This is a genomic window from Flavivirga algicola (genome assembly GCF_012910715.1).
Taxonomy (GTDB): domain Bacteria; phylum Bacteroidota; class Bacteroidia; order Flavobacteriales; family Flavobacteriaceae; genus Flavivirga; species Flavivirga algicola.
The window spans coordinates 31,223-55,482 of the sequence record NZ_JABBHF010000016.1 but is presented as its reverse complement, the minus strand read 5'-3'; the positions used below and the strand labels follow the sequence as shown (position 1 = coordinate 55,482).

The following is a 24,260-nucleotide window of genomic DNA, read 5'->3' as shown; positions in this document are numbered from 1 at the left end:
AACGTTTTATTGGGATTTTGCCTTACTCAGAAAGTGCCTTTTAGTACTTTGTAAGTTGCGATTTTATCTCTTTAAGATATGTTTTGGATACTGGAATTTTTAAAGTTGAACTTTCGTCCAAAATTATATTTGGTTTTTGGTTGATTGTTTTCAACTCTTGTACATTGAGCAAATTAATAGCATAAGAGCGATGGCACCTTAAAATAGACGGAATGTCTTGAAGCTCGCTTAATAGTTTTGAAAATCTGGTTCTAATACTTTGCTCTATCAGCATATTATTCCGTTTATACTTAATAGACACATATTGATTTTTTGATTCTATAGCATAAAGATTATTTAGAGGAATCGTTAACCTGCATGCCCCTTTTTCATCTAAAATCTTAATTAGTTCTTCATTGCCTGATACTATTTTATAATGTGTTGTAACCACATCTAAATCAGTTTTAAGACTCTGATTGTCAAAATACAATTGCTTTAAATATACAAATACAAAGCTTCCCATTACAGGATATAAAAGCACAATAGTTGCATAGAAAAAAGTTCTAATGATGTCAAAAACAACTTCTTCCATAAAATTGTTAAGCGTAATCACATCCTCTTCGAGCCAAGTATATTCTATAATAGCATTTAAAAAAACAATCAAACTAACATCAATTAAAAACCATTTTAAAAAGTATCCTAAATTATTATTGATGTTCGGGAAACGCTTGCGCAATACAAACTGGCTTATATAAAGCACAAAAAATACCATCGTACTTAAAAAGGTTACGAAAATTAAAAATCCACTAATTGTACGTTCACCAAGTTCCAAATCTACATCTAAACCAAAAGGCTTATATATTAATAAGAACAGCATAAAAAACAGACTACAGCTTAATACGTAAAGCCATTTTTCCTTTTTATTCTGAAAATGATGAAATGGGAGCTTTAAAAATTGACGGAACTGCATGGGGTTTAGTTTGTTTAGAGCAAACCTGAATTTATTATATCAAAGCTTTAAAGATATGTTATTTTTTGCTATAAAATTGTAGATTTGAACCTATCTCAACACAACAAACTCACCATTAGACGATTACAATTATATTGTAAAAATAAAATCTTAATGTCTTAGTAAAGTTCCTCCTGACATTTAGAGACAAAAAATACCAGAGCTCCTCTACTTAAGCCTGAAAGAATACCTTATACCATTTTTTAAAGCAATAGAGGAAAACCAAAAGACTCAAGCACAAAAACGCTTAGTAGCGGGTAACTGGTACTCGAACCAATGACTTTTGGGTTATGAGCTCTATCCAGAGCCAATTTCACAACCTTATAATTTCGTAAAACACTAATTATTAAGTAATTTTTACAAATCTATAAAAACCGTATACGGTATCGTATACGGTTTTATCATATTCAAAAATAAATTTTATTTTCAATATTGTGTTTACAATAGGATAGTTTAGGTTATTATCTCGTTAACTTTTTTAGTCTGGTTTGATATCTCTGTGTATATTCCCGTTTTGCTTTCTCATCAAGATAAGAAGCATTGACTAAAGCTAGCACTTCATCCTGATTAGATATAAGACTGTTGAATGCTTTATCAACTTGTTTTTTAGACAATCCTGCCAAATCTCCAAGTATATAGAATTTTTCTGCTACTTTTCCTTTTGTTTTATTGGGAGGCAAAAGCCCTTCATTAAGTGCAAAATCACGATCTTCAATATGTATTCTGCTATTTAATAAATCATAAGCAGGACTCAATTTAAAATCACCCAAAGGAGTCTCTATCAAAGAGAAGTTTTTAAAATGCGCATCCCCATTAGAAATTAAGTAATTGAATAGAATAAGTTTAAACAATTTAACAGCCTCTACTTTGTATGCCGGCACATACTTTTTCAATAATTCGAAGATTTCTAAATAATTACCCAAATACTTAAAATCACTTCCATGCGTTTGGGGAGTCCGTTTTGCTAACGAAGCAAAATCTTCTTGAGCCCATTTGCTTCCGTCCGTTTTTACATCAAATCGTTTAGTTAAATAAGCAGGTGTCCCATCTTCAAAAAACACCAAAGCATTGTTAGCAGTTTCAATGTCAAAAATCTGACTGGCAATTTGCATAGTTAGATGCTCATTGGCGGGCATTTGATCACTCTTTTTTCCTGCATTAGGAATTGGCTTTAAAATATATTCTCCTTGCTCTCCCTCTACGATTAGGCGTAATTTATTCTTATCCAATGTAACAGAAAACTTCTCCTGTACTCCAGAAATAGACATCCGTTTTTGATTTTCCCTAAAGAGCTCTTCGGTAATGGCATTACTTGCAGGAGATTTATAAGGTAATATTGGGCTCACTTTTCTCCCTGCAAACATTCTTTTTAACGCTAAGGGGCTATAGGTATCGAATCCTTCTTTTAATGTTCCTGGACAATATGTTATTTCTACACCCATTACTTATTTATTTTTCTAATAGTTACTGCACCTATAGTGTCATACTCTGCTGTAGTAAGTAGCAAACCAAAAACATCATTAGTGTCTACACGCATTTCAAAACAGATTATTTGTTTATTAGTGCCTTCTGGTAGCATACTGTAAAAAAAAGGGAATAAGTATTCGGAATGGTATTCTTGCCTATTTTTAGGCAAAGTTAGACTTATTGAAGGTCGATTATCGGCTTCAAACCACTCTTTAGTATATCGAAATACAAAACTTCCATCATCTAATTGTGATAATATACCTGATACTTCGTTTTTATATAAAACTTCTGCTGCTCTCATGATTTAGTATCTATTGATTTCACCTTTAGTGTTAATTCTAAACCTAGTGCATCAGCAAGTTTTTCTAATGTTTTTAAAGTGGGATTTCCTTTTCCGCTTTCAAATTGTTTTAACGTACGAAGCCCAACACCTGAGAGTTCTGATAAAGCCTCTTGTGTCACCTGAAGCATTTCCCTACGTTCTTTTATAGCTATAACTAAATTTTTAAAGTGCATTATACGGCTCTTTTAATGCTAAAATATAAAAATTTCCTTATAAATTCACTAAATAGTGCTTTTTAATGCTCTTTTTAACAATTTTACGATATATTATATATAATTAGTTTTAAAAAGTGCAATATAACGCATGTTTGTGGCCAAAAATTAAGGTAAGCCCTTCATAAAACCTAATACCACATACTACTTTAAAAGAGATCATGTTTAAAAGTTGTGTGTGAAATAAAAAAGCGTTCTTTTTTCAATGCTAAAATAAAATGATCCTCAATCCTTGAAACAGAACACGAAAACATGAATTAGACTTGCTCCTCCCTTTTTTATAAAGGGAGGACAATTTCGATGGCATCGAAATTTAGGAGGGTTTTATATATAAACAGTATCCGTTTCCGAGCAAATTCCCAGCTTTTTTAATGATTTACTTTTCCTTTGCCCGTCCAAAGAAAAATAATAAACCTGCCTGCTGGCAGGCAGGGGAAAAGACGCTCCATCATAGGAATTTCGCCTCACGCTATACTCAGACGAACCGATCCCAAAACATCGCGTCGCGCCTTGGCTCAACCCCAACACTTGCTCCTGGCTTTCGATGTTCCGTGTTCTATTCTTACGACGGGCCTGGACTTACCTTATGTCTGTTTTTAACAACTGGGTTGAGTATTCAAATCTTATAAAAAAGGGACCGAAGTATCAAAATATGTTCAATTCTTAGGCTTTATATCAACTCAAATTTTTGCCTACAAACAGCTTTTGTTCTTGGTCCAATTTTGTACCTATGTTGTACTCAAGAAATAAAAAAGGGTTTCAATCTCTTGAAACCCTTGTCTTTGCTAGTAGCGGGAACTGGACTCGAACCAGTGACCTTCGGGTTATGAGAATAATCACTTTCCAGAAAATTATCTCTCTACTATTTTATTGGAAATCATATTTATTTTTGAAATAGAAAATTTTAATGAAAATTAAATTTGTTGTAGGTTTTAAAATCTATTTAAGTACTTTAAAAGGTTTATTTCAAACTAAAGGTTATTTCACTGATATTTTGTTCATGTCTTAAAAAGGCTTTTACTTCAAAACTTTCTTTCTTCCATATAATATATAAAGGTCTTTCTTCGAAACTACCTTCTTTTAGACTAAAAGTACTCTTCCTTAACGTTTGAATAACCTGACCCTCATCATCTTCAGTAACAGATTCACTTTCAAGTTGTCTATTTTCGATTATTTGAATGTTATCTGGTTTTCCATACTTTTCAACAATCGAATCATAAAATTGACGATCAATCACTTTTTGAAAATGAACCGTAATTGATTGTACAGTATCTTTTTCATTAGTCATTATTGTTAGCATATTATAGCTCATACCACAAAAACCCTTTTTGATAGACTCATTAGCTATATAATAATAACTCTTTTCAAAAAGCTTATTTTCAAAATCAGTTCCAATGATTTCTTCTGCGATAGAAATATGCTTTCCTAATACTTTTTCAAATTCAATATAGCCCACAAAATAACTGTTCTGGTTTATAATTAAAATCAATAACAAACTAATAAAACTTTTCATCAATCGCAATCAAAGGGGTTACTTATACCTAAAACACTTGTAACATAAGGTGCAGGGTTAGGTATAGGAAAGGGAGCTACTGAGCTTAAACTACCTCCAACTAAAGATAATTGAGCATTAATTGCGTCTTTGAAAACCTCTGCTAATTTAAACTTTGTAACATCTGGGTTTGAAAAAAAGTATAAATCTGCGGACTTTATCGCAGCAGTAACTGCTAGCGCTGTAAGGTTAGCAGCACGTCCATTAGACATCCAAGACGGCATAGTAAAATAGGCAGTATCAATATTAATATCAATTTCACCATAGTATGGGCTACCATTAGATCTAACACCTGTAGTATAAAACCTGTGATCAAAGTTTTTGACAGCACATCCTTTCTGTAATGCTCCTGGTGGCTGGGCATATTCAAAACTTCTACAATCCGAACCCAAGAAAGGGTTAGCATCTGGATTAGCCATTAAAATTTTTATAACATATTCAGCAAATTCTTTAGCTTCATCAGAGGCATCCTTTTCAAGAAAATCATAAATTTGCATTGCCGTTTCATGGTTTTCTAATTTATACAGCCAAGCAAATTCCCAATTTCTAAGATTTAATAACCTATCTAAAGCATCATACTTTGACATTTCTAATGCATCGTAAGGAGAGTTTACAGGGCTTGTTGAACCAGGCCTACCACTACCTCCATGACTTGGATCGCCCCCTGTATCATCTGGGTTTACGTAATTACCTGAGATAAGAATTTCGTCTGACAGTCCGAAGCATTCTACATAAATTGTAACTGATAAGGTTTGTGATTGGCATGGGTAATCTAAGCTACTATGATGACCTGCCATTCCACAATCCGAAACTACATAAAGTCTACAACTATCTCTAGCTGTTAAACCAGGGTCGATAAAATCCAATCCAAAGGACGTTTCTGTTAATGGGTAATGTTCTATTTTACCTGAGAGACCATAGTATTCATAATCTACTTCTTTATACTCTCCTCCATAAGTATATCTTAAAATATAGGCTTCATAATCGCTTTTGTCTCCTAAAACTTTAATCACCAAATTATCAAAGTAATATTCTTCAACTTCACTTGTCTGAGTAGATGGTTTTATCATCCTAAATGTGTAAGTGACTTGACCTAATGTATCTGTGAGTTTTTTTATATTAGAAAAATCAACAGTACCAAATGCTGTTTCATCTGTTTTAGAACTAACTCCTTTATTGGTGACAGACTTTGTTACTATAGGATTTCTGTTTAAGAACCTTTTAATTTGAGGTATTTCATTGACGGAGACATCTTCAATTTTAATAAGCTTTTCCTGTATCGCTTCTTCTACAATTTGTTCTTTTTCTACAACAGCTTCTTTTTCGCAGTTTGTTAAAAATAAAGTTAGGACAAATAATATAACTACAAACTTAAGTGTGTAGTTAAAATAGGATTTCATGTGCATATATTTAAAAGTTTAGTAAATTAAATAGTTATTTATATGCTATTAAAATATTGAGGGAAAATTACTAGGTCACAAATGTAAAATATTTTCATTTAAAATCTCATTCTATTTATAAGAAAAATCACAACTAAAACGGGTATGAAGATCAAAAGTAGTATACATATATCTTCTATAGATAAGAGTCACTTAGAATCAAGACCAAGTGTTGTACCTATGTTGTACCCTGAGAATTAAAAAAGGCCTCACATTTCTGCAAAGCCTTGGTTTTACTAGTAGCGGGAACTGGACTCGAACCAGTGACCTTCGGGTTATGAGCCCGACGAGCTACCTACTGCTCTATCCCGCGATATTGGACTGCAAATATACAATCCTTTTTAAGTATAACAAGCATAAAGATAAAAAATTTTATTGCTCGATGCTAGTTGCCTGAAAATCTATCAATTCTGTATTCAAGAATTGCAGTGAGACTTGTATCGGGTTACAACACACCTCACAATCCTCAATATAGGATTGTTTAGAAATAGAACTATCTACCAATACAGAAATCCTTTCCCAACAATGCGGACATGTAAAATAATGCTCTAACATATGTATAAAACTAAAAAAGCCGACAGATTATGTCGACTCTTTAAGCAAAAATTAAAATTTAAATTATTCTTTTTCAATGTCCATAGTAGCCGTAGCACTTTGCATTTCTATATGCATTAAGCTAGGTGGGTTTTTACCAGAAGTACTAATATATTCTTCGTTTAAATTATTATCACTAACCATCATAGTGCTTAACTTGGTCAAATTCATAAGTTCCATTGGTAAATCACCTGTAAACTGGTTCGTAGACAACAATAATTCTTCTAAATTTGTTAATTGTCCTATTTCAACTGGAATTTCGCCATCCATTTTGTTGTCCATAAGGCTCAACTTTTCTAATTTAGAGAGCGCATATATTTCTCTTGGAATCTGACCCGTTAAATAATTGCTTCCTAATAAAAGTTCTTTTAAATTAGTTAAACTCATTAACGAATCGGGAATGTTACCAGCAAATTTATTACTGTAAAGCTTTAAAGCTTCTAGTTTTTTTAATTCACCCAATTCTACAGGAATATCTCCTTCAAAGTTATTCATAAACAATTCTAAAGACCTTAATTCTTTTAAATTCTTTAGGGTTAATGGAAGCTTTCCCGTTAGTTTATTAAAACCTAAATTGATTTTTTTAACGTATATTAAGTTTCCTATTTCTTGTGGCAGTTCTCCTTGAAGGTTGTTGAATTGCAAATTAATTTCAACAACTTTATTGTCTTCTACTTTTATGCCATACCACGTATTGATGGAGGTATTTAAATCCCAAGTGGCCGTCCACTGGGTTCCTTTGGTTGCTTTATATAAAGCAATTAATGCGTCTTTTTCGGCTGATGAAACATTAGCAAACGAATAAGCTGTTACAAAAAAGCAGATTGCTAAAAGTTTTAAAGTCTTCATGTTCGCGTAAATTTGGGATTAATTCACTAACGAAAATAGGTAATATATCGACGAAAAACTATTTTATTCGACAAAACGCATTAAATTTTAACAAATACTATCCCGAAAACTGCTCAATTTCCAACTGAATCCCTTCCCATTTTTCCATAAAGCCTTGTAAATCTGTTTTCATTTTTTGATAATCGTCGAAAAAATTCGGTTTAGAAGTCACTGTTTCATAATTAATTTCAAGCTCTAAATCTATAGCCTTTATATCCCGTTCTAATTGACTAATCTTAGATTCCACATTACTCAACTTGTTATTTAAAGACTTTAGCTTTTTTTGATCTTCATACGATTGATGCTTCTTTTCTTTAGGCACATCCTTCTTTACGACCGTTCGCTTTTCAACATCTCTAAGACTTTCTACCTTACGCTGCTCTAAATAATAATCTATATCGCCTAAATACTCTTTTATTTTATGATCCTTAAACTCGTATACTATGTTCGTTAAGCCTTGAAGAAAATCTCTATCGTGAGATACCAAAATTAAAGTACCCTCAAATCTTTTTAAAGCTTCTTTTAATACATTTTTAGACTTTATATCTAAGTGGTTTGTTGGCTCATCCATTATTAAAACGTTGAATGGCTGTAACATTAATTTTGCCAATGCCAAACGATTTCGTTCGCCTCCAGAAAGTACACGCACATATTTTTCAACCTCATCGCCTCGAAACAAAAAGGATCCTAAAATATCGCGAACTTTACTCCTATTGGTTTCATTGGCAGCATCGATCATGGTATCTAAAACGGTTTTATTACCATTTAAATACTCTGCTTGGTTTTGGGCAAAATAACCTATTTGTACGTTATGCCCGAGTTTTAAATGTCCTTCATGCTTTATATCTCCAACTATAATTTTAGCTAAAGTTGATTTTCCTTGTCCGTTTTGCCCAACAAAAGCTGTTTTACTATCTCGTTCTATGAGTAAATCAATATTTTTTAAAACTTGATTATCTCCATAGTTTTTTGAAATATTTTCGCTTTCTACCACCACCTTTCCAGGTGTTATAGATACAGGAAAATTAAGGGTCATCACACTATTATCATCTTCATCGACTTCAATTCTATCAATTTTATCAAGCTTTTTAATAAGCGATTGTGCCATGGTTGCCTTAGATGCTTTGGCACGAAACTTTTCAATAAGTTTTTCTGTTTGCTCAATTTGTTTTTGTTGATTTTTTTGAGATGCTAATTGCTGTTCTCTTAACTCCTTTCGCAATACCAAGTATTTTGTATAGGGTTTTGGATAATCGTAAATCCTCCCCAAAGAAATCTCGATGGTCCTATTGGTCACATTATCTAAAAACATTTTATCATGCGATACGATAACTACGGCTCCTGTATAATTTTTTAAGAAACCTTCTAACCAAATAATAGACTCAATATCTAAATGGTTTGTTGGCTCATCTAATAAAAGAATATCATTGTTTTGAAGAAGTAATTTAGCCAGTTCTATTCGCATACGCCACCCTCCGGAAAAGGTATCGGTTAGCTTATTAAAATCTGGGCGTTTAAACCCTAAACCCTGAAGAATTTTTTCTGTATCTCCCTGATAATTATAACCGCCTAAAATTTCATATTGATGTTGAAGTTCATTAATATCGATCATTAATTGGTTATAACCTTCACTTTCGTAATCGGTACGCTCTGCCAATTGGGTGTTAATACCCTCCATTTTTGCCTCTAGTTCTTTAATCTCAGTAAAGGCTTCGTAAGCTTCTTCAAGCACGGTTCTTCCCAAAACAAAGTCAATATCTTGTTTTAAAAATCCAATTTTCAGTTCCTTATCGGCGGCTATTTGCCCTGTATCTGGTTCCATTTCCTTTGATAAAATTTTAAGCATTGTAGATTTACCTGCTCCATTTTTTCCGATAAGACCAATTCTATCCCCGTTACCTAGTTTAAATGTAATATCCTCAAACAGGTATTCTCCTTGAAATGAAATTGATAAATTATGAATGTTCATCATAGAAATGTAACTTATATTACAGCGCTTTAATTATTAAAGGCTTATTTTTGCGTTAAGGCTATCGTTTTCACTTCGACATACTCAGAATGATATACGAGATAACCTATTTTAATAGAAACTTTTGGTTATAACCAAGAATTAATTTTTCTATTGCGCTTGCAAAAATACATTAAATTATATGTTTAAAAAAGGGACAAAATTATATAGTATTCTAACAGGTTCCTGTCCAAAGTGCCATGAGGAATCTATGTTTAAAAACAAAAATCCTTATATTTTATCTGAGGCCTTAAGTATGCATGAACATTGTAGTAATTGCAAAACTAAATATAAAATAGAACCTTCTTTTTTCTATGGTTCCATGTACGTTAGTTACCCTGTAGGTATTGCATTTGCTACTGCAGCTTTTGTTATTTCCTTTTTTGTTTTCAAGGCGAGTATTCATGTGGTATTTATATCAATTATCGCTACCTTAATTGTTTTTATGCCTGTTATTTTAAGACTTTCAAGAAATATTTGGATAAACTTTTTTATGAGTTATGACAAATCGTTTGCTAAAAAATAATTGGCATAAACCTGAATTCTATGCAAGCTATATTATAATTTCTGGGTAAGTATCAAAAATTTGTTTTCTCTACAAAATTGTGATTTTTTCAAATTGAAACTTATTTATAATGAAGTAGATTCCTGCTTTTGCAGGAATGACAAAATGTTTTTGTTTAATCATCCCTAAAAAGAAAAGCGATCAATATCTATTTCTGCGTCTAAAGGCTCATTATTTTCTATAAAATTATAAAGTTGCTTTGCTACATAAGGACCAATCATAACTCCACGTGTTCCTAACCCGTTAAGTATATAAAGATTTTTGTGTTTTTGGTGCCTTCCAACTAATGGGCGCCTATCTTTAACTGTAGGTCGAATTCCCGCTACTTGATCTACGACCTCAAAAGAACAGCCTATAAGCTTTTTAAGCTTGTTTAAGAGTGTTTCTTTTGCTTTATCTGTAATATCGTTACTTAAGTCTTTCCACTCATAAGTGGCACCAACAATGTATAAATCGCTACCCAATGGAATTAAAAAAACACCTGCTTTTAAAACATAGTCTATTTTTAAATCTGGTGCCTGAATAATGACTAACTCTCCTTTAGCAGGCACTAGCGGTAAGTAGTTAAAATAAGGATTTTGTTTCATACCATATCCTTCGGAAAACACGATGTTAGTTGTTGTTATTTTTTGATATCGAATGATATCGTCTTCTATATTAACAGCATCATGATCAAAAGCGGCTTCAAACAATAACTTATTTATCGATAAATCTGCCTTATAAGCTTTCATCATGGTCTTTACATCTATTCTTCCAGTATTTAAAACTTCTCCAAACCCAAAATGGGCTTCAACAGCCTTATTTTTATTTTTAATAATTGTTTCTGAAAGGTATTCTGAAAGTATGGGTTGATCTGAAGCTGCAAACCAGTCATTTTGTTCTTCAAGTGAAGCAAACTTACGGTATACAGGAATTTTATAATCTAATTTTACATCCAGTTCTTTTTCTAAATGTGCATAGAGTGGCAATGCTATTGCTAGTTGCTCCTTACTTTTCCAAACAGGCGTAAAACGTTTTAGCACCACAGGATTATATAAACCTCCTGCTACTGTAGAAGATAACTGCGAGGTGTCATCAAATACCACAAATGTTTTATTGTGCAGTTTTAATTGCTCGCAAAAACTAATGCCTGCCAGACCTATTCCCACAACGATATAGTCTACTTTCATGATGCTGCGAAGATACTTAGAAAAAAGGATTCCTATACAACAAAAAACGCCCACTTAAAAAGTGAGCGCTTTGTATATTTTAATTGAAACTGCAGATTAATAAGTCCACATATCCAATTCGAAATCTCTTATTCTATCTTTAATTCTTTCAGATTCCAATAACTGCATTAAAGCATTTTGGGATACATACTCAGAAATTTTTCTATCTTCTTGTACATTTTCTTCTTTATAAATGTAACCATGAAAACGTCTGGCGTTTAAAATATGATCGAAAGAAAAAGGAATCGAGCTATTCTGATTGTTGAATGATTTTGCTTCATGCAATACTTCTCTAGCATCTGGGAAGAATACCCAAAACAGAGGTACTAAATCTGGTTCTGGCTCATCAATAAAATTAACATCTGGAGCTACTGGAGCGATACCTAACAACCTGTATTTCATTTCAGACTGACGTTTATCAAAATACCAAAGACCTTTAATATGATATTCTTTAATATCTGCAGCCGTGATGTCTCTTCTATTAATATATTCAGGAGACAGTTCTTCTCCAGCATTTATTTGCTCAATACCCAGCTCTGTAGTATCAATTCTAACTAAGGCGGCTTCAATATCTTTTAAAGTTCGCTTAGCTGTGAAATAAGAATCATCATAAATGTTTTTTATTTTCCCATTTTCAATATTCTTCATAAGTACATGATATAATGATCGTCTATCAGTACCAATATTGTTAGTATCTGTAGGATAGTACAGTGGAAAGTTTGCACGTTCATCAAGAATGATTTTTTCCCATGTCATTTTAGAAAACAGAATATCTCTATCATCTACATAACCATACTCTAAAGGCTTGTCATTGTCAACCTCTTTTTGCTCTTCTGTTCTTACACCAATTTCCTCAGGGCTCTTAGCGTTTAATATATTTGCTTGAGCAAATATACCCGACACTGTAAAAACAGTCGTAACGGTTAATAAAAAACTTTTTAATTTCATGTGCTTATATTTATTGTTTCTTCTCTTTGGCCAAAACTTCGACCGCGTTCAGTACAAGCCTGCAATATCTACAAAACAGCTAGTTTTCTAACTTTTTATAAGATATTTCATCTTATTTATACATTTTAATTTATTAGGATTAGCCATATGGCTAACCCTAATAATAATATTTCTAATTTGTTATCTCAACAAAAACTGGAGATACTTTTTTAAGTATCACGCTAACACCTTTGGCCTTAGCTTCAATATCAAATATTTGAACTCCAGATCCACGCTTTGCTTTACGCAATGCACCTTTAGCTCTACTATCTAACTTGTTACCTCTAACAGTTATTGTTGGTTGTCCTGGAACTTTAAATTTAAATCCAGTTACTCGTAATGGTAATTCAAAATCGAAATCATCAAACTTTGCACCAATAGTAGATATTCCAAGAGCGTTTCGTTGCATTTTTATAGCACCGTCTTCTCCTCTTACCGTTCCTGTTGGCTTTGGCAAGTCTTTAATTCGGAAACTAGCTCTATCACTTACTTTTTGTCCACCTGGCAAAGTACCACTTACATTGATAGTTACTTCTCTACCTTTAATTCTGGTAGCATCCATGACATATTTACTACCTCCAGCTCTTGATAAACCTTGAGCACTCGCAGATACTTTATTATCTGGAATACCAGCAAACGAAATAGTCATAGGGTTTTTAACACCTCGATATACAACATTCATTTTATCTGCTGAGATGGTTGCTGAATTTGGTTTTGAAACCGTAGCAAATGATGACTTTACTGGTACTTCAATTTCTTCTCCATCTTGAGCAAAAATTAATTTCCCTTCAATTTTGTGTTCACCTACGCCACCTGTTCCTATTTTCAACTTTACTTTTCCTTCTTCTATAACGTATTGATCTTCTTTAAGTGGTCTACCATCTAAAGTTAATTCTACTCGGGTTGGTTTTGTAGAAGCATCTTTACGACCTAATACGATTTGTCCATCAAATTTCTCACCATTAAAGTAAGCAGATTTTGATGTTTCCATTAAAGTAGTATAGTTAGTCATAGATACTTCTCCAGCAAGTGTCCCTTGTAACATATTAGACAATACTTCAGATTCTGTTGTTTTAATATCTGCCTGAAGTTGTGTCATTTTAGTTAAAGAAGCAACCAAAGGAAAACCTTTATAGTTATGATCTAACCAATCTACAGTACCTGCTCCTCTTTTAACAGCATCTGTATTAAACTTGTCCTTAACATCTTTAAGGATCTCTTCCATACCTTTTTCGTCTTTAAGCAAATTGATAACACCTTCTCTAAACGTGTTAATTTGGTTTAAAAACTCTTCACCAGCTGGTTTAAGTTTATCTCCCTTAAAGAAATTTTGGTCTAGGTAATCCCCTTTGTCCATAATTTCGTAATCTGTAGGATCATCAACTGTTGCTGTCATTTTACCTTTCAATTCTTCAAGATACGAATCAAAATCGGTTGCCAGCTTGTCTAATGCTTCTCCTTTAGCTTTTAAAGGCTCATACTTTTCTGGTTGTTCTTCTGCTTTAAGCTTTAAGTTTTCAACGAAACTATGGTTACGCTCTTTAGCTGATTTATTAGAGTCTACGAGTCTCTCGTTCATTAATCCGAATGCTGAAAGTACTTCTTTCGACATATTTAAAGCGAGCATCGCAATAAATATTAAATACATCAGATTAATCATTTTCTGTCTTGGTGATAATTTTCCTGAAGCCATGTTCTAATTAGGTTTTTGGTTAATAATAATGGGATTAACCCCTAATTAGTCTTTATGCATAGCAGACAGCATACCGCCGTAAACACCGTTTAATGAAGATAAGTTTGATGCTAATGATTGCATTTGTTCTTTTAATTTAGCTGCGTTCTCTACAGACTCCTCATTAATAGACGCTTGTTTATTAATACTTTCTAATTGTACTTTATACAAGCTATTTAATGATTCCATTTGTGCTGCTGCTAATGATAATTCTTCACCATATTTCTTAGTGGCCTCAACAGAATCTACTGTAGACCCCATATTTCTCGCTGCACCTTCAAAATTTCTTATGCTTTCTCCTAAACTTGCCATTAATTCGCCATCTATTTTAGCGTCTTTTAATAACTCATCTAATTTATTCGCTAACATGCCTTGTGGGCTTTCTTTTTCTTTACTTCCAGTTTGTCCCCCTGCTAATTCTGGATATACTAACGACCAATCTAATTCTTCATCAACTGGTTCGAATGCAGATAGTGCAAAAATAATTGCTTCTGTTACTAGACCAATAGTTAACATAACGTTACCTGTTAGTGGTCCTATTTCAAAATGAATAATCTTGAATAGAGCTCCAACGATTACAATTGCTGCTCCTAATCCATAAGCCATATTCATGAATTTTTTACTTGCTTTTGACTTTGCCATAATTTTCGGTTTTTAATTTTAAGTAAGATACTTAAGTAGGTTAATTAATAGTTTATGTGTTATTGACTTGATTACTATTTCTATTTCTTATTAGAATTCTTTGTTACTTTTGTCCCCATGTAATCTTGTACTGTTCTGAATCCTATATAACTTCTTGCTGAATCTGCATATTCATAATCTCTAGAGCTTACTTGTAAAAAGTACGCGACATCTTTCCATGAACCGCCTCTTACTATTTTACGCTTATTATCTCTATCATTTACACTAGGGTTTATTGTTGATGTATATGCATAAGATGAAGGATCATAAGATGCATTTACCCATTCTGACACATTACCTGCCATGTTGTATAAATTATAATCGTTAGGCTCGTAAGACTTTGCTTCTACAGTGTATAATGCTTGATCTGCAGCATAATCACCTCTTACTGGTTTAAAGTTTGCCATAAAGCAACCTCTATCACTCTTAGTATAAGGGCCTCCCCATGGGTACGTTGCTGCTTGAAGGCCTCCTCTTGCTGCATACTCCCACTCTGCTTCAGATGGTAATCTGAACCTATTGACCATAGAAGCACCTTTTTTACCTTTTTGGTAAGAATTTTTATTAATAGTTCTCCACTCACAAAAAGCTTTTGCTTGCATCCAGGTAACCCCCACTACTGGATAATCGCTGTAAGCGTCATGCCAAAAGTAGTCATTATGCATAGGCTCATTGTAAGAATAAGCGAAATCTCTAATCCAAACCGTTGTATCTGGATATACTTCAATTTCTTCTTTTAAAAGAACATCTTTACGTTTAACACCTCTATTTCTAGCTGCTTCCTGAATGTCCATATAACTGTATTGGAACTTAAATTTCTTCACATCCCAAGTACGTTGTCCATTATATGATTCTTCTATAGGCAGATACATGGTATCCATAACTTCGGTATAGTACTCATCTGGATATTCTGCTGTATCAAAAACTAAATCCACATCGTGGTTAATTCTTCTCCCTTCATATCCTGTTGGTCCCAAACCTGTATAGTTTTCGAACATATACTTCTCATAAACAGACATATTAGCTGTGTCTGCATCTTTAAAGGCATATTCTCCAATACCTCCATCGTCTGGTACTTTACCAACCTCGTCGGCTAATATAGCAAGTTTCATTCTCACGATTGAGTCTCTTACCCATTGAACAAATTGGCGATATTCGCTATTTGTTATTTCTGTCTCGTCCATATAAAAGGCTCTCACTGTAACAGTTTTTGCAGGTGCATCATGTACACCAGCAAGATCGTCATCTGCTTTACCCATAATAAACGCTCCTCCAGGAATCAGTTGCATTCCGTAAGGCTTTTCTGGGTGCCATTTCTTTCCTTGTACACCCACTAGTTCGCCTCTATCCTTAGAGCCACAACTAGCTAGTATTGTTATTACTGCGATTAATAATATAAATTTCTTCATATCCATAGAAAACTCGAGGTTAATTAGTTTAAGCTTCATTTTTGAGAGCGTAAACATATTTATATATTTTTTAAAAAACAACTTTTTCGATAAAAAAAATACATTTCATCGTGAAAAAATGGCATTTTACCGATGAAATAAACGTTTTGACCTTTATCAACACTAAACACAATTCTTTTGAAATGCTTTATACCAACGATCAGGCAACTTATTATTACAGGCGTCTAAGTAATCCTGGTGCATGCATGGTAATAACGTATGTCTTTTCAATTTATTATTTACCTCAGCTAAAAAAGGGATTTCAATCCACCATCTGCCTGTTTTATTACTTTTATAAAAGATCAATTCTTGGGAGTCTACTAATGTTATAAATTTTTGATAATTTCTATCTTCAGAAAAGTCATCATCGTTCACTCTATAATTAACACCTTCTATAAAATACCAAATCATCTGAGAAACTAACGTGGATGTCATATCGTCATCTTTAGATGGCTTATACTCATAGATACCAAAAGAGGACACCTTATTACTAATACCTGCATAACGCGAAATAGCGCAAATTTCTTTTCCATCTAGTCCGTTAGGCGAATATTTCTGATTCAAACTAACCTCGGCACCTTTTACCGATGTTAAGTCTATACTAACTATGTTAGCATCCCTTAGTACAGGTTCAACTATAGAAATATTGTTAGATACTTGTCCGAGCCTATAAGATTCAAAATAAAGGCTATCCATTAAATCGATCTCTTCCTGCGAATTGAAATACGTTTGATACCCTATAGTTGCATAATTAAAAAGGTTATATGGTTGATCCAGAATCACCTTCCCCACAAAGCTATTATTCTTTATAGGCTTTGTTGAATCTCCTAAATCGAACTTATTATCTACGTTTACAATATTAACCATAGGCGTTAAATTATCGTAAGCTCTATAGTTTGCATAAGTAAGATCTTGAGTACCCCCTAATATAATAGGTATGATATTCTTTTTTACTAAAATACTTATAGCCGTTTTTAGTGCAAAATAGGTATCTTCTACACTTTCTCCTTTATTAATATCACCTAAATCTGCAATGGTAGTATTCCAGGCTCCTGGGAAAAGACCGTATAAAGATTTTCTGATTTCATCCAAACGAAATTCTTCTCCGATATAGTTCACATCATTTCTGTTTTCTAAAACACCTAAAATGGCAATATTTACATGATCCAAATCTGGGATACCATTTTGTTCGGAGTGAATTTTAAGTTTTCTCCCTAAAGCCTGTGTAGAAAGTAACTCGTTATGAGCTAAAACCAAATCTGAAACAGGAGATAAAAAATTAAAATTCATTTGATGATATGTTTCTATTTTTTATGATTTCTTTTTTGCTGGTGCTTTTTTCTTTCTAGTCGCTTTTTTCTTAGGAGCATTAGCTTCTATAATAGCTTTAGCTTCATCTAAGGTCATTTCAGAAACATCAACTGTTTTAGCAAGTTCTACTTTTATTTTTCCTTTTAGAACATTATGCCTACCCCACCGCGCTTTTTCAACTCGAATGCCTTCTTCTTCCCAATTATGGACAACCTTATCTATTTCTTTTTGAATTTTTGTTTCAATTAACTCAATTATATCTTCATCTGATAAGTTATCCCAATCATATTTTTTATTTACGTTAATAAACATGTTGTTCCATTTAATAAATGGCCCAAAACGTCCTTTCCCTTTTTGTACGGGCAAATCTTTATACGTATATATAGGAGCGTCTGCCTTTTGCTTTTCTTTAATCAGAACTATGGCATCATCAAGTTCTACACTTAAAGGGTCAACTCCCTTTGGCAACGAAACAAAAGCATTACCAAATTTAACATAAGGACCAAATCGACCATTATTCACAACAACATCCTCATCTTCATAAGTCCCTAAACTTTTTGGAAGCTGAAATAAATCCATAGCTTCTTCATAAGTAATGGTTGTTAATTGTTGATCTGGACCCAAACTAGCAAATTGCGGCTTTTCTTCATCATCAACTGTACCAATTTGTACCATCGGCCCAAACCTTCCTAAACGCACACTCACCTGTTTTCCTGATTTTGGATCGGTTCCTAAAATACGTTCCCCAGATTCTCTTTCGGCATTTTCTTTTACGTCTTCAACTTTAGGGTGGAAGTTTTTATAAAATGATTTCATCATTTTGGTCCAATCCTCATTACCTTCAGCGATCTCATCAAAATCTGCTTCAACCTTAGCTGTAAAATTATAATCTAAAATAGTCTCAAAATGATTTACCAAAAAGTCGGTTACAATCATACCAATATCTGTTGGTACAAGCTTCCCTTTATCTGAACCTACCTTTTCTGTTAATTTTTTATCATTTACAGTACCATTTTGAAGCTTTAACTGCGTATAACTTCTTTCAACACCTTCAACAGTTCCTTTCTCCACATAATTCCTATTTTGTATAGTTGAAATTGTTGGTGCATATGTTGATGGACGTCCAATACCCAATTCTTCTAGTTTTTTAACCAGCGATGCTTCTGTATATCTTGCAGGCGGACGTGTATAACGCTCTGTAGCTGTTATATAATTGTTAAGAAGTGTTTCATTTGTTTTCATAGCTGGAAGCATGCCTTCTTGCTCTACATCTTCATCGTCTGTTCCCTCCAAATACACTTTTAAAAAGCCATCAAACGTAATAACTTCACCGTTAGCTGTAAAGGTTTCGTTATGCGTAGAGGCACCAACTTTCACATTGGTACGTTCTAATTCTGCCTCGCTCATTTGCGAAGCAATGGCGCGTTTCCAGATTAAATCATAGAGACGTGCCTGATCTCTATCGATATCTACAGAGTGTGTTGAAAAATTTGTCGGACGAATAGCCTCATGCGCTTCTTGAGCACCTTTGGCTTTTCCTTTATAGTTTCTTGGCTTGCTATATTTTACGCCATAGGCTTTTTCAATCTCCTCTTGCGCGCCTTGTCTCGCCTCATCCGATAAGTTAACACTATCTGTTCTCATATAAGTAATGAGACCTGCCTCATATAGGCGTTGTGCCATGGTCATGGTTTTACTTACTGAAAAATATAATTTACGTGATGCTTCTTGCTGTAATGTAGATGTTGTAAATGGTGCAGCTGGTGACTTTTTTGCTGGTTTCTTTTCTAAATCAGAAACCTTAAAACTAGCCGTACTATTCTTTTCTAAGAACTGTTGCGCTTCTTCTTTAGTTGAAAAATTCTTTGGAAGTTTCGCTTTAAAGGTTTGTCCATCTTCATTTGAGAACTCTGCATCGACCCTATATGACGCTACAGGAGTAAATCCTGTTATTTCTCTTTCTTTTTCAACAATTAGCCTCACGGAAACAGATTGAACCCTACCCGCAGACAGTCCGCCTTTTACTTTTCTCCAAAGTACAGGAGAAAGCTCATAGCCTACTATTCTATCCAATACACGACGGGCCTGTTGCGCATCTACCAAATCGTAATCAATGCCTCTAGGGTTTTCAATTGCTTTTTGAATAGCTGCTTTTGTTATTTCATGAAAAACAATACGCTTGGTTTTTTCTTTATCTAATTTTAAAGTTTCTGCCAAGTGCCATGCAATGGCTTCTCCTTCTCGGTCTTCATCACTTGCCAACCAAACCCATTCTGCTTTTTTAGCTAAATCCTTTAATTTTTTAACGACCGCTTTTTTATCCTTTGAAACTTCATATTTCGGCTTAAAATCACCATCAACGTCAACTCCTAATTCCTTGGAAGGTAAATCGGATATATGCCCGAAACTAGACTCTACTTTAAAATCCTTTCCTAGAAATTTTTCAATGGTTTTTGCCTTTGCTGGTGACTCTACAATCACTAAATTCTTCGTCATACTTCAATTTTTGAAGCTACAAATGTATATCAAAAAAAGTTTATCTGCCGCATTTTATGGATTATCTGTTAATTATTTAAACAAAAAAACCTGCTTTTTAACATTTAAAAAGCAGGTTCTCGATATAGAAAATATGTTTATTCTGACAACAGGCCTATTTCATCTATAGCATCTATTTCATCGAAACCTATAACATGTTTATATATTAAATATGTAGGATGATATACAAAAGCCGCTGTAAATAATAGTCCGATTCCGCATAATAAAAAACCAACTATTTGCGATAAAATTGAAGCTACTATAACCAAACCGAAAGTAATTAGCCATTTTTTATTTCCCAGTTTAAAACTAACTTTTACAATCTCTCCCACGCTAAGTTCTGGGTTAAATGCATATATCAATGAAAAATAAGACAGGGGTACTATAACATAAAATATAGGCAAGTAACACAATAATGCTGCTACTATAGCAATCCCTATAGAAGCCAACATGAGCACAAATATTTTACTTAAATATTTCCCTTTTATAAAATAAAAAAAATCGGATGTCGATACGGCTTCATTATGATCCAATTTCTTTATAATTCTAAAAAAAGCAGCATTTATAGCCACGGAAACTGCCCCCAAAACAAACACCCCAACAATGATGAATAATACATATAATATAGACATTCCAGCAAAAAAACCGCCAAATGCCTCAGGATCTGAATACCCGCTCTCTTGCTGTGCAATTGCCATCCCTATTAAAGGAAGGTATAGAACAATTATTAGAGGCATCATTATTATAAGTGTAAACAACTGCAATAAGAACCCTTGAAGCCATGTCTTTTTAAATAACTCAATAGACTCACTAAAAATAATTCCAAAGTCTAAGCTCTTAGCATTTTCTATTTTTTGTAACAAACTACTAATTTTATTCATATTGTAATAATTTTATTGGTAATCTAAATCGTTTCCTGCACCTATTTGATCTATTTCACTGGTATTATCGAAACCAATAACTTCTTTATAAATAAAAAACACTGGCAAATAAATTATAGACAAGGTAAATAAAACACCTATAAAGCAAGCAATCATACCTAGCATTCCTAAAATACCAGCCACAAACATGGTTCCGAATGTGATAAGCCATTTTTTGTTTCCTATTGCAAAACTTGCCTTAACAATATCCATTTCACTTAAATTTGGATTGTTAGCAAAAACTACAGAGAAATATGACAATGGCACAAACACATAAATGTAAGGGATAAAAAACATAAGTTGTGCTAATGTTGCTATTCCTGTATAAATAATTCCTAGCATCAGCAGCTTGGAAAAATATTCTTTTTTAAAGAAATAAAAATAATCATCAACAACATTACCTCCTGAATCAACTTGCCTGCAAATCTGATAAAATGCGCCTACGAAAGCTATAGTTATCGCACTTAAAAGAATGGTTTGAGGAACACTAAAAAGTACATTTCCTGCATATTGACTAAAAAAGGCATCCATATCAAAGTTATTGTTAATAAAGAAGTTATTAGTAGACGTCAATCCAATTAACGAAAACAGGAAACTTATTATAACTGCAAAAACTACCATAATCAAAACCATCAAAAAACCTTTTAACCAGATTTTTTTAAATAGTTCTATGGTATGGTTGATTATGGTTCCAAAATCTAAAGATTTTGAGTTATTTACCTTTTTTAATAGGGACTCTAGGGTATGCATAATTTGGTTGGTTAAATCGATTACAATGCTTTAAAAACAAATATTTTTTAAAAATACATTTGTAATACAACACTAACAAAAAAACCTGCACAAAAAGCAGGTTTTTTTAAGATTAGTCAAAATTATTAAAACGTTATTTCAACGAAAAAGAGCTAATTAGTTTTACACCATTATGAATATATTCATATTGATACAGTGTATTCCCCCCTATCATTAACAAACTATTTTTTAACGGAATAACATCTTTAGATTGTATGTCGTTATAGGCTTTTGTTAACTTTACATCCAACGGATTCGACTTATCGAACAACTTTAATCCTGAATTGCCATCGCAAACAAACAATGTATTTTCTTTAATACCCAGTCCGTAAGGATTTTCTAATTCGTAGCGCCCTGCCAATGTTGGCGTTTTTTTGTCACTAATATCTATGACCTCTAAAACACTTTCCAATTGACCACAAGCATTCCCGCCTCGCAACGTTAAATAGGCATAATCTCCATCAACAACCACAGGATCACAGCCTTCCCAATGCGTAAACTCTGAAATATATTCTGGCGACGACGGATTTGCTATACTGTAAATATACATACCGTTCGTACTTCCTAAATACAGGTAGTTATCTGCATGAAACATCGTTTCTATATTCCATCCTGCATATTGTTTGCCATCAAGCACTGGCGATGACAAACTTTGAATATTAAAAATAGCCATTTCGTGATTTCCAACGGTATATAAATAATTGTCCACTATTTGAAAACGCGCCAAGGATCCTCCTTTACCTATAACAGATTCGGCCGCATTGAATGCAACGTCGTTTGTTATCACACCTGGATCAACAAAACGATTGTCTACTTTTTTGCGCTTTTCGGTTGTTACTGTCCATCCTACAATAATATTATTCTCCCAATCTACTTTACTATAATCAACAGCTTCCGCCTCTATTGGGATATTATAATTATAAATATTAAACACATCTTCCAATCTTTCAACTAAAGAGATTGAACTAATATCAGAAATATCAAAAACCACTAAATCTGTAGCACTGTCTGCATATAAAAAATCATTCTTTATTGAAATATCCTCATTTCCAGGGACTTTTATATATTTAATTGCTTTTGGCAAGGCTGGGTTCGAATTATCTATAACATGCACTCCTTTATTAATATCACTAATAAAAATATAGTTTTTATACGCATATATTTTACCAACCTTTTCAATAGTTTCGGGTGTTGTAATTTCAACCGAATTTCTAAAATCGACCTTAGTCATCAACTCGGGCGTTGCTACCTGAACAAGCTCAAGATCAAGGTCTTTTTTATCACAAGACCATATGCTTATAAAAATTATGGACAAAAAAAGATATTTTAATTTCATAACGGATATTTTTTTAATATTTATAATTCAATGAAGATTCCAAACCTTTTAAATGCAATATGATTTCACGACTCCCACTAACTTGAAGTGGCGTTAAATCGAACGAAACCGTTCTTTTAAATACTGCTAAACAAGCTTCTTTATTTACTAATTGAAGTTTTAAATAACGTTGTTCTGGTGAAGATTCGGCAATAGCTCCAGAATCTATTAAATTAAACTCCCAGGAATTACCATCGCACCCAGAAGCACTTATTTCGATAGTTAAACAATTATTACTTATTTCAGCATTAACCAAAGTAAAATGAGCTGAATCTAAATTATCATATACTTCTTTATCAACAACAACGGCCTGATCGCAAACAAATAAAGAAGGATCAATACCATCGTCATCGTTACATTGCATATTCATAAAACACAATACCACTGAGGCAACAAAAAAAATCTTTTTCATCATTACACATGTTTCTAAATTAATACTTCAGTACAGGAAATCCATTTTCGCAAACGACTCCTTTAGGTTGTTTTGGCAAATCACATGTCGAAGCAATACCCCATTTTATATTATACGCTTTTTCTAAATTAGTGTATACTTCTATTTTTTGTAAAAAAGCTGCAGTATCTATTTGTGTGGAATAAGCAATATATCCCTGTGGACCGCCACAAGCTTTAGCGCCATAGGCCGTAAAAGTCCAATCGGCACTATCGGTACAGGAAACACTTATTGATAGTTGGTAAATTTCATCAAACAAATCCATTAATTCCCTATGGTCTTCTTCTTGTTCTGTCAACTCTCTTTTTACAACTAATTCGTTTGCAGTCAACGAAACGATACGCCAAATATAGTTACTGGGATATTGATCCTGCGTTATAGTTATAAGTGTATTATCTAGTTTCCATGTTCCATTAGAATCGAAAAAAACCAAAGGTGGTGTGCCGCACCATCCTGAAGAACGAACAACAAAGCTTCCGTTATCCTTGAATAAAATTCCGTAGTCTTCTTCAGGCAGTTTAGCTACTTTTTTAAATGTTATTTTTTCAGCATCGTAAACGGGTTCTGCCCAACTACCAATTAATAAATTATCTGAATCAACATGAATAGTGTCATCATCTGAACATTTCATATTCATGAAACATAACATAACGGAAATAGCAAATAAAATCTTTTTCATAAACTTAATATATTTTAGAAGTTTGGTTTCTAAATAGATACCCAAAGCACATTTTGGTTGCGTAAACGGCATTGATAATTTTAAAATT

Annotated in this window: 22 protein-coding genes and 1 tRNA gene; 1 reads left to right on the top strand and 22 read right to left on the bottom strand. The window is 33.2% G+C overall.

Annotated features, from left to right (window positions below):
- Positions 1–40 precede the first annotated feature (40 nt).
- The 10 genes from HHX25_RS20180 to HHX25_RS20135 form a co-directional block, all read right to left on the bottom strand.
- The gene (locus HHX25_RS20180) at positions 41–949 is read right to left on the bottom strand and encodes a LytTR family DNA-binding domain-containing protein (protein WP_169677173.1); all 909 of its coding nucleotides are present in this window, start codon (positions 947–949) and stop codon (positions 41–43) included.
- Between the two features lie 500 nt (positions 950–1,449).
- Entirely contained in the window at positions 1,450–2,430 is a 981-nt protein-coding gene (locus HHX25_RS20175) for a type II toxin-antitoxin system HipA family toxin (protein ID WP_169677171.1), read from the bottom strand.
- Positions 2,430–2,756, bottom strand: coding sequence for a HipA N-terminal domain-containing protein (locus HHX25_RS20170; RefSeq protein ID WP_169677169.1), 327 nt, complete (start codon positions 2,754–2,756; stop codon positions 2,430–2,432). The genes HHX25_RS20175 and HHX25_RS20170 overlap by 1 nt, the downstream gene beginning before the upstream one ends.
- A complete protein-coding gene (locus HHX25_RS20165; RefSeq protein ID WP_169677167.1) occupies positions 2,753–2,971 on the bottom strand; it encodes a helix-turn-helix domain-containing protein in 219 nt (72 codons plus the stop codon). The genes HHX25_RS20170 and HHX25_RS20165 overlap by 4 nt, the downstream gene beginning before the upstream one ends.
- A 1,000-nt stretch (positions 2,972–3,971) precedes the next feature.
- Entirely contained in the window at positions 3,972–4,466 is a 495-nt protein-coding gene (locus HHX25_RS20160; RefSeq protein WP_169677165.1) for a hypothetical protein, read from the bottom strand.
- A gap of 56 nt (positions 4,467–4,522) precedes the next feature.
- Positions 4,523–5,962 carry a hypothetical protein gene (locus tag HHX25_RS20155; protein ID WP_169677163.1) on the bottom strand — a complete coding sequence of 480 codons (1,440 nt, stop codon included), beginning with the start codon at positions 5,960–5,962 and terminating at the stop codon, positions 4,523–4,525.
- 279 nt (positions 5,963–6,241) lie between these two features.
- Positions 6,242–6,314: transfer RNA gene (locus HHX25_RS20150), tRNA-Met, on the bottom strand.
- A gap of 59 nt (positions 6,315–6,373) precedes the next feature.
- On the bottom strand, positions 6,374–6,556 hold the full coding sequence (locus HHX25_RS20145) for a CPXCG motif-containing cysteine-rich protein (protein ID WP_169677161.1): 183 nt from the start codon (positions 6,554–6,556) through the stop codon (positions 6,374–6,376).
- A 63-nt stretch (positions 6,557–6,619) separates the two neighbouring features.
- Positions 6,620–7,444 (bottom strand): leucine-rich repeat domain-containing protein, encoded by an 825-nt coding sequence (locus HHX25_RS20140; RefSeq protein WP_169677159.1) that lies wholly within the window; start codon positions 7,442–7,444, stop codon positions 6,620–6,622.
- Between the two features lie 97 nt (positions 7,445–7,541).
- On the bottom strand, positions 7,542–9,455 hold the full coding sequence (locus tag HHX25_RS20135; protein WP_169677157.1) for an ABC-F family ATP-binding cassette domain-containing protein: 1,914 nt from the start codon (positions 9,453–9,455) through the stop codon (positions 7,542–7,544).
- 178 nt (positions 9,456–9,633) lie between these two features.
- Between HHX25_RS20135 and HHX25_RS20130 the strand changes: the two genes are divergently transcribed.
- Complete coding sequence (locus HHX25_RS20130; protein WP_169677155.1) at positions 9,634–10,017, top strand: DUF983 domain-containing protein; 384 nt, start codon at positions 9,634–9,636, stop codon at positions 10,015–10,017.
- 164 nt (positions 10,018–10,181) lie between these two features.
- Here HHX25_RS20130 and HHX25_RS20125 read toward each other — a convergent pair whose 3' ends face one another.
- From HHX25_RS20125 to HHX25_RS20070, 12 genes are all read right to left on the bottom strand, one after another.
- Positions 10,182–11,225 carry an NAD(P)/FAD-dependent oxidoreductase gene (locus tag HHX25_RS20125; RefSeq protein ID WP_169677153.1) on the bottom strand — a complete coding sequence of 348 codons (1,044 nt, stop codon included), beginning with the start codon at positions 11,223–11,225 and terminating at the stop codon, positions 10,182–10,184.
- Positions 11,226–11,321: 96 nt separating this feature from the next.
- A complete protein-coding gene (gene porN, locus HHX25_RS20120; protein ID WP_169677151.1) occupies positions 11,322–12,212 on the bottom strand; it encodes a type IX secretion system ring subunit PorN/GldN in 891 nt (296 codons plus the stop codon).
- A gap of 172 nt (positions 12,213–12,384) precedes the next feature.
- A complete protein-coding gene (gene porM / locus HHX25_RS20115) occupies positions 12,385–13,944 on the bottom strand; it encodes a type IX secretion system motor protein PorM/GldM (RefSeq protein WP_169677149.1) in 1,560 nt (519 codons plus the stop codon).
- Positions 13,945–13,989: 45 nt separating this feature from the next.
- The gene (gene porL, locus HHX25_RS20110) at positions 13,990–14,625 is read right to left on the bottom strand and encodes a type IX secretion system motor protein PorL/GldL (RefSeq protein WP_169677147.1); all 636 of its coding nucleotides are present in this window, start codon (positions 14,623–14,625) and stop codon (positions 13,990–13,992) included.
- Positions 14,626–14,705: 80 nt separating this feature from the next.
- On the bottom strand, positions 14,706–16,073 hold the full coding sequence (porK, locus tag HHX25_RS20105; RefSeq protein WP_169677217.1) for a T9SS ring complex lipoprotein PorK/GldK: 1,368 nt from the start codon (positions 16,071–16,073) through the stop codon (positions 14,706–14,708).
- Positions 16,074–16,235: 162 nt separating this feature from the next.
- Positions 16,236–17,402 (bottom strand): formimidoylglutamase, encoded by a 1,167-nt coding sequence (locus HHX25_RS20100; RefSeq protein ID WP_169677145.1) that lies wholly within the window; start codon positions 17,400–17,402, stop codon positions 16,236–16,238.
- A 21-nt stretch (positions 17,403–17,423) separates the two neighbouring features.
- The gene (gene topA / locus HHX25_RS20095; RefSeq protein ID WP_169677143.1) at positions 17,424–19,919 is read right to left on the bottom strand and encodes a type I DNA topoisomerase; all 2,496 of its coding nucleotides are present in this window, start codon (positions 19,917–19,919) and stop codon (positions 17,424–17,426) included.
- Between the two features lie 137 nt (positions 19,920–20,056).
- Positions 20,057–20,839, bottom strand: coding sequence for a hypothetical protein (locus HHX25_RS20090; RefSeq protein ID WP_169677141.1), 783 nt, complete (start codon positions 20,837–20,839; stop codon positions 20,057–20,059).
- A 12-nt stretch (positions 20,840–20,851) separates the two neighbouring features.
- Positions 20,852–21,628 (bottom strand): hypothetical protein, encoded by a 777-nt coding sequence (locus HHX25_RS20085; protein WP_169677139.1) that lies wholly within the window; start codon positions 21,626–21,628, stop codon positions 20,852–20,854.
- A 133-nt stretch (positions 21,629–21,761) separates the two neighbouring features.
- Positions 21,762–23,003 (bottom strand): LVIVD repeat-containing protein, encoded by a 1,242-nt coding sequence (locus HHX25_RS20080; protein WP_169677137.1) that lies wholly within the window; start codon positions 23,001–23,003, stop codon positions 21,762–21,764.
- A gap of 13 nt (positions 23,004–23,016) precedes the next feature.
- Positions 23,017–23,457, bottom strand: a complete 441-nt coding sequence (locus HHX25_RS20075) for a hypothetical protein (RefSeq protein ID WP_169677135.1) — start codon at positions 23,455–23,457, stop codon at positions 23,017–23,019.
- Between the two features lie 16 nt (positions 23,458–23,473).
- Positions 23,474–24,172 carry a lipocalin-like domain-containing protein gene (locus tag HHX25_RS20070; protein ID WP_169677133.1) on the bottom strand — a complete coding sequence of 233 codons (699 nt, stop codon included), beginning with the start codon at positions 24,170–24,172 and terminating at the stop codon, positions 23,474–23,476.
- Positions 24,173–24,260: the final 88 nt, after the last annotated feature.

What these genes read in the sequence shown, in the direction of transcription:
- HHX25_RS20135 (WP_169677157.1), bottom strand. Translation starts at nt 9,455, where the DNA reads ATGATGAACATTCATAATTTATCAATTTCATTTCAAGGAGAATACCTG.
- porM (WP_169677149.1), bottom strand. Translation starts at nt 13,944, where the DNA reads ATGGCTTCAGGAAAATTATCACCAAGACAGAAAATGATTAATCTGATG.
- HHX25_RS20100 (WP_169677145.1), bottom strand. Translation starts at nt 17,402, where the DNA reads ATGAATTTTAATTTTTTATCTCCTGTTTCAGATTTGGTTTTAGCTCAT.
- HHX25_RS20155 (WP_169677163.1), bottom strand. Translation starts at nt 5,962, where the DNA reads ATGAAATCCTATTTTAACTACACACTTAAGTTTGTAGTTATATTATTT.
- HHX25_RS20145 (WP_169677161.1), bottom strand. Translation starts at nt 6,556, where the DNA reads ATGTTAGAGCATTATTTTACATGTCCGCATTGTTGGGAAAGGATTTCT.
- HHX25_RS20170 (WP_169677169.1), bottom strand. Translation starts at nt 2,756, where the DNA reads ATGAGAGCAGCAGAAGTTTTATATAAAAACGAAGTATCAGGTATATTA.
- HHX25_RS20080 (WP_169677137.1), bottom strand. Translation starts at nt 23,003, where the DNA reads ATGAAATTAAAATATCTTTTTTTGTCCATAATTTTTATAAGCATATGG.
- HHX25_RS20165 (WP_169677167.1), bottom strand. Translation starts at nt 2,971, where the DNA reads ATGCACTTTAAAAATTTAGTTATAGCTATAAAAGAACGTAGGGAAATG.
- porL (WP_169677147.1), bottom strand. Translation starts at nt 14,625, where the DNA reads ATGGCAAAGTCAAAAGCAAGTAAAAAATTCATGAATATGGCTTATGGA.
- porK (WP_169677217.1), bottom strand. Translation starts at nt 16,073, where the DNA reads ATGAAGAAATTTATATTATTAATCGCAGTAATAACAATACTAGCTAGT.
- HHX25_RS20070 (WP_169677133.1), bottom strand. Translation starts at nt 24,172, where the DNA reads ATGAAAAAGATTTTATTTGCTATTTCCGTTATGTTATGTTTCATGAAT.
- porN (WP_169677151.1), bottom strand. Translation starts at nt 12,212, where the DNA reads ATGAAATTAAAAAGTTTTTTATTAACCGTTACGACTGTTTTTACAGTG.
- HHX25_RS20125 (WP_169677153.1), bottom strand. Translation starts at nt 11,225, where the DNA reads ATGAAAGTAGACTATATCGTTGTGGGAATAGGTCTGGCAGGCATTAGT.
- HHX25_RS20140 (WP_169677159.1), bottom strand. Translation starts at nt 7,444, where the DNA reads ATGAAGACTTTAAAACTTTTAGCAATCTGCTTTTTTGTAACAGCTTAT.
- topA (WP_169677143.1), bottom strand. Translation starts at nt 19,919, where the DNA reads ATGACGAAGAATTTAGTGATTGTAGAGTCACCAGCAAAGGCAAAAACC.
- HHX25_RS20180 (WP_169677173.1), bottom strand. Translation starts at nt 949, where the DNA reads ATGCAGTTCCGTCAATTTTTAAAGCTCCCATTTCATCATTTTCAGAAT.
- HHX25_RS20175 (WP_169677171.1), bottom strand. Translation starts at nt 2,430, where the DNA reads ATGGGTGTAGAAATAACATATTGTCCAGGAACATTAAAAGAAGGATTC.
- HHX25_RS20075 (WP_169677135.1), bottom strand. Translation starts at nt 23,457, where the DNA reads ATGATGAAAAAGATTTTTTTTGTTGCCTCAGTGGTATTGTGTTTTATG.
- HHX25_RS20130 (WP_169677155.1), top strand. Translation starts at nt 9,634, where the DNA reads ATGTTTAAAAAAGGGACAAAATTATATAGTATTCTAACAGGTTCCTGT.
- HHX25_RS20085 (WP_169677139.1), bottom strand. Translation starts at nt 21,628, where the DNA reads ATGCATACCCTAGAGTCCCTATTAAAAAAGGTAAATAACTCAAAATCT.
- HHX25_RS20090 (WP_169677141.1), bottom strand. Translation starts at nt 20,839, where the DNA reads ATGAATAAAATTAGTAGTTTGTTACAAAAAATAGAAAATGCTAAGAGC.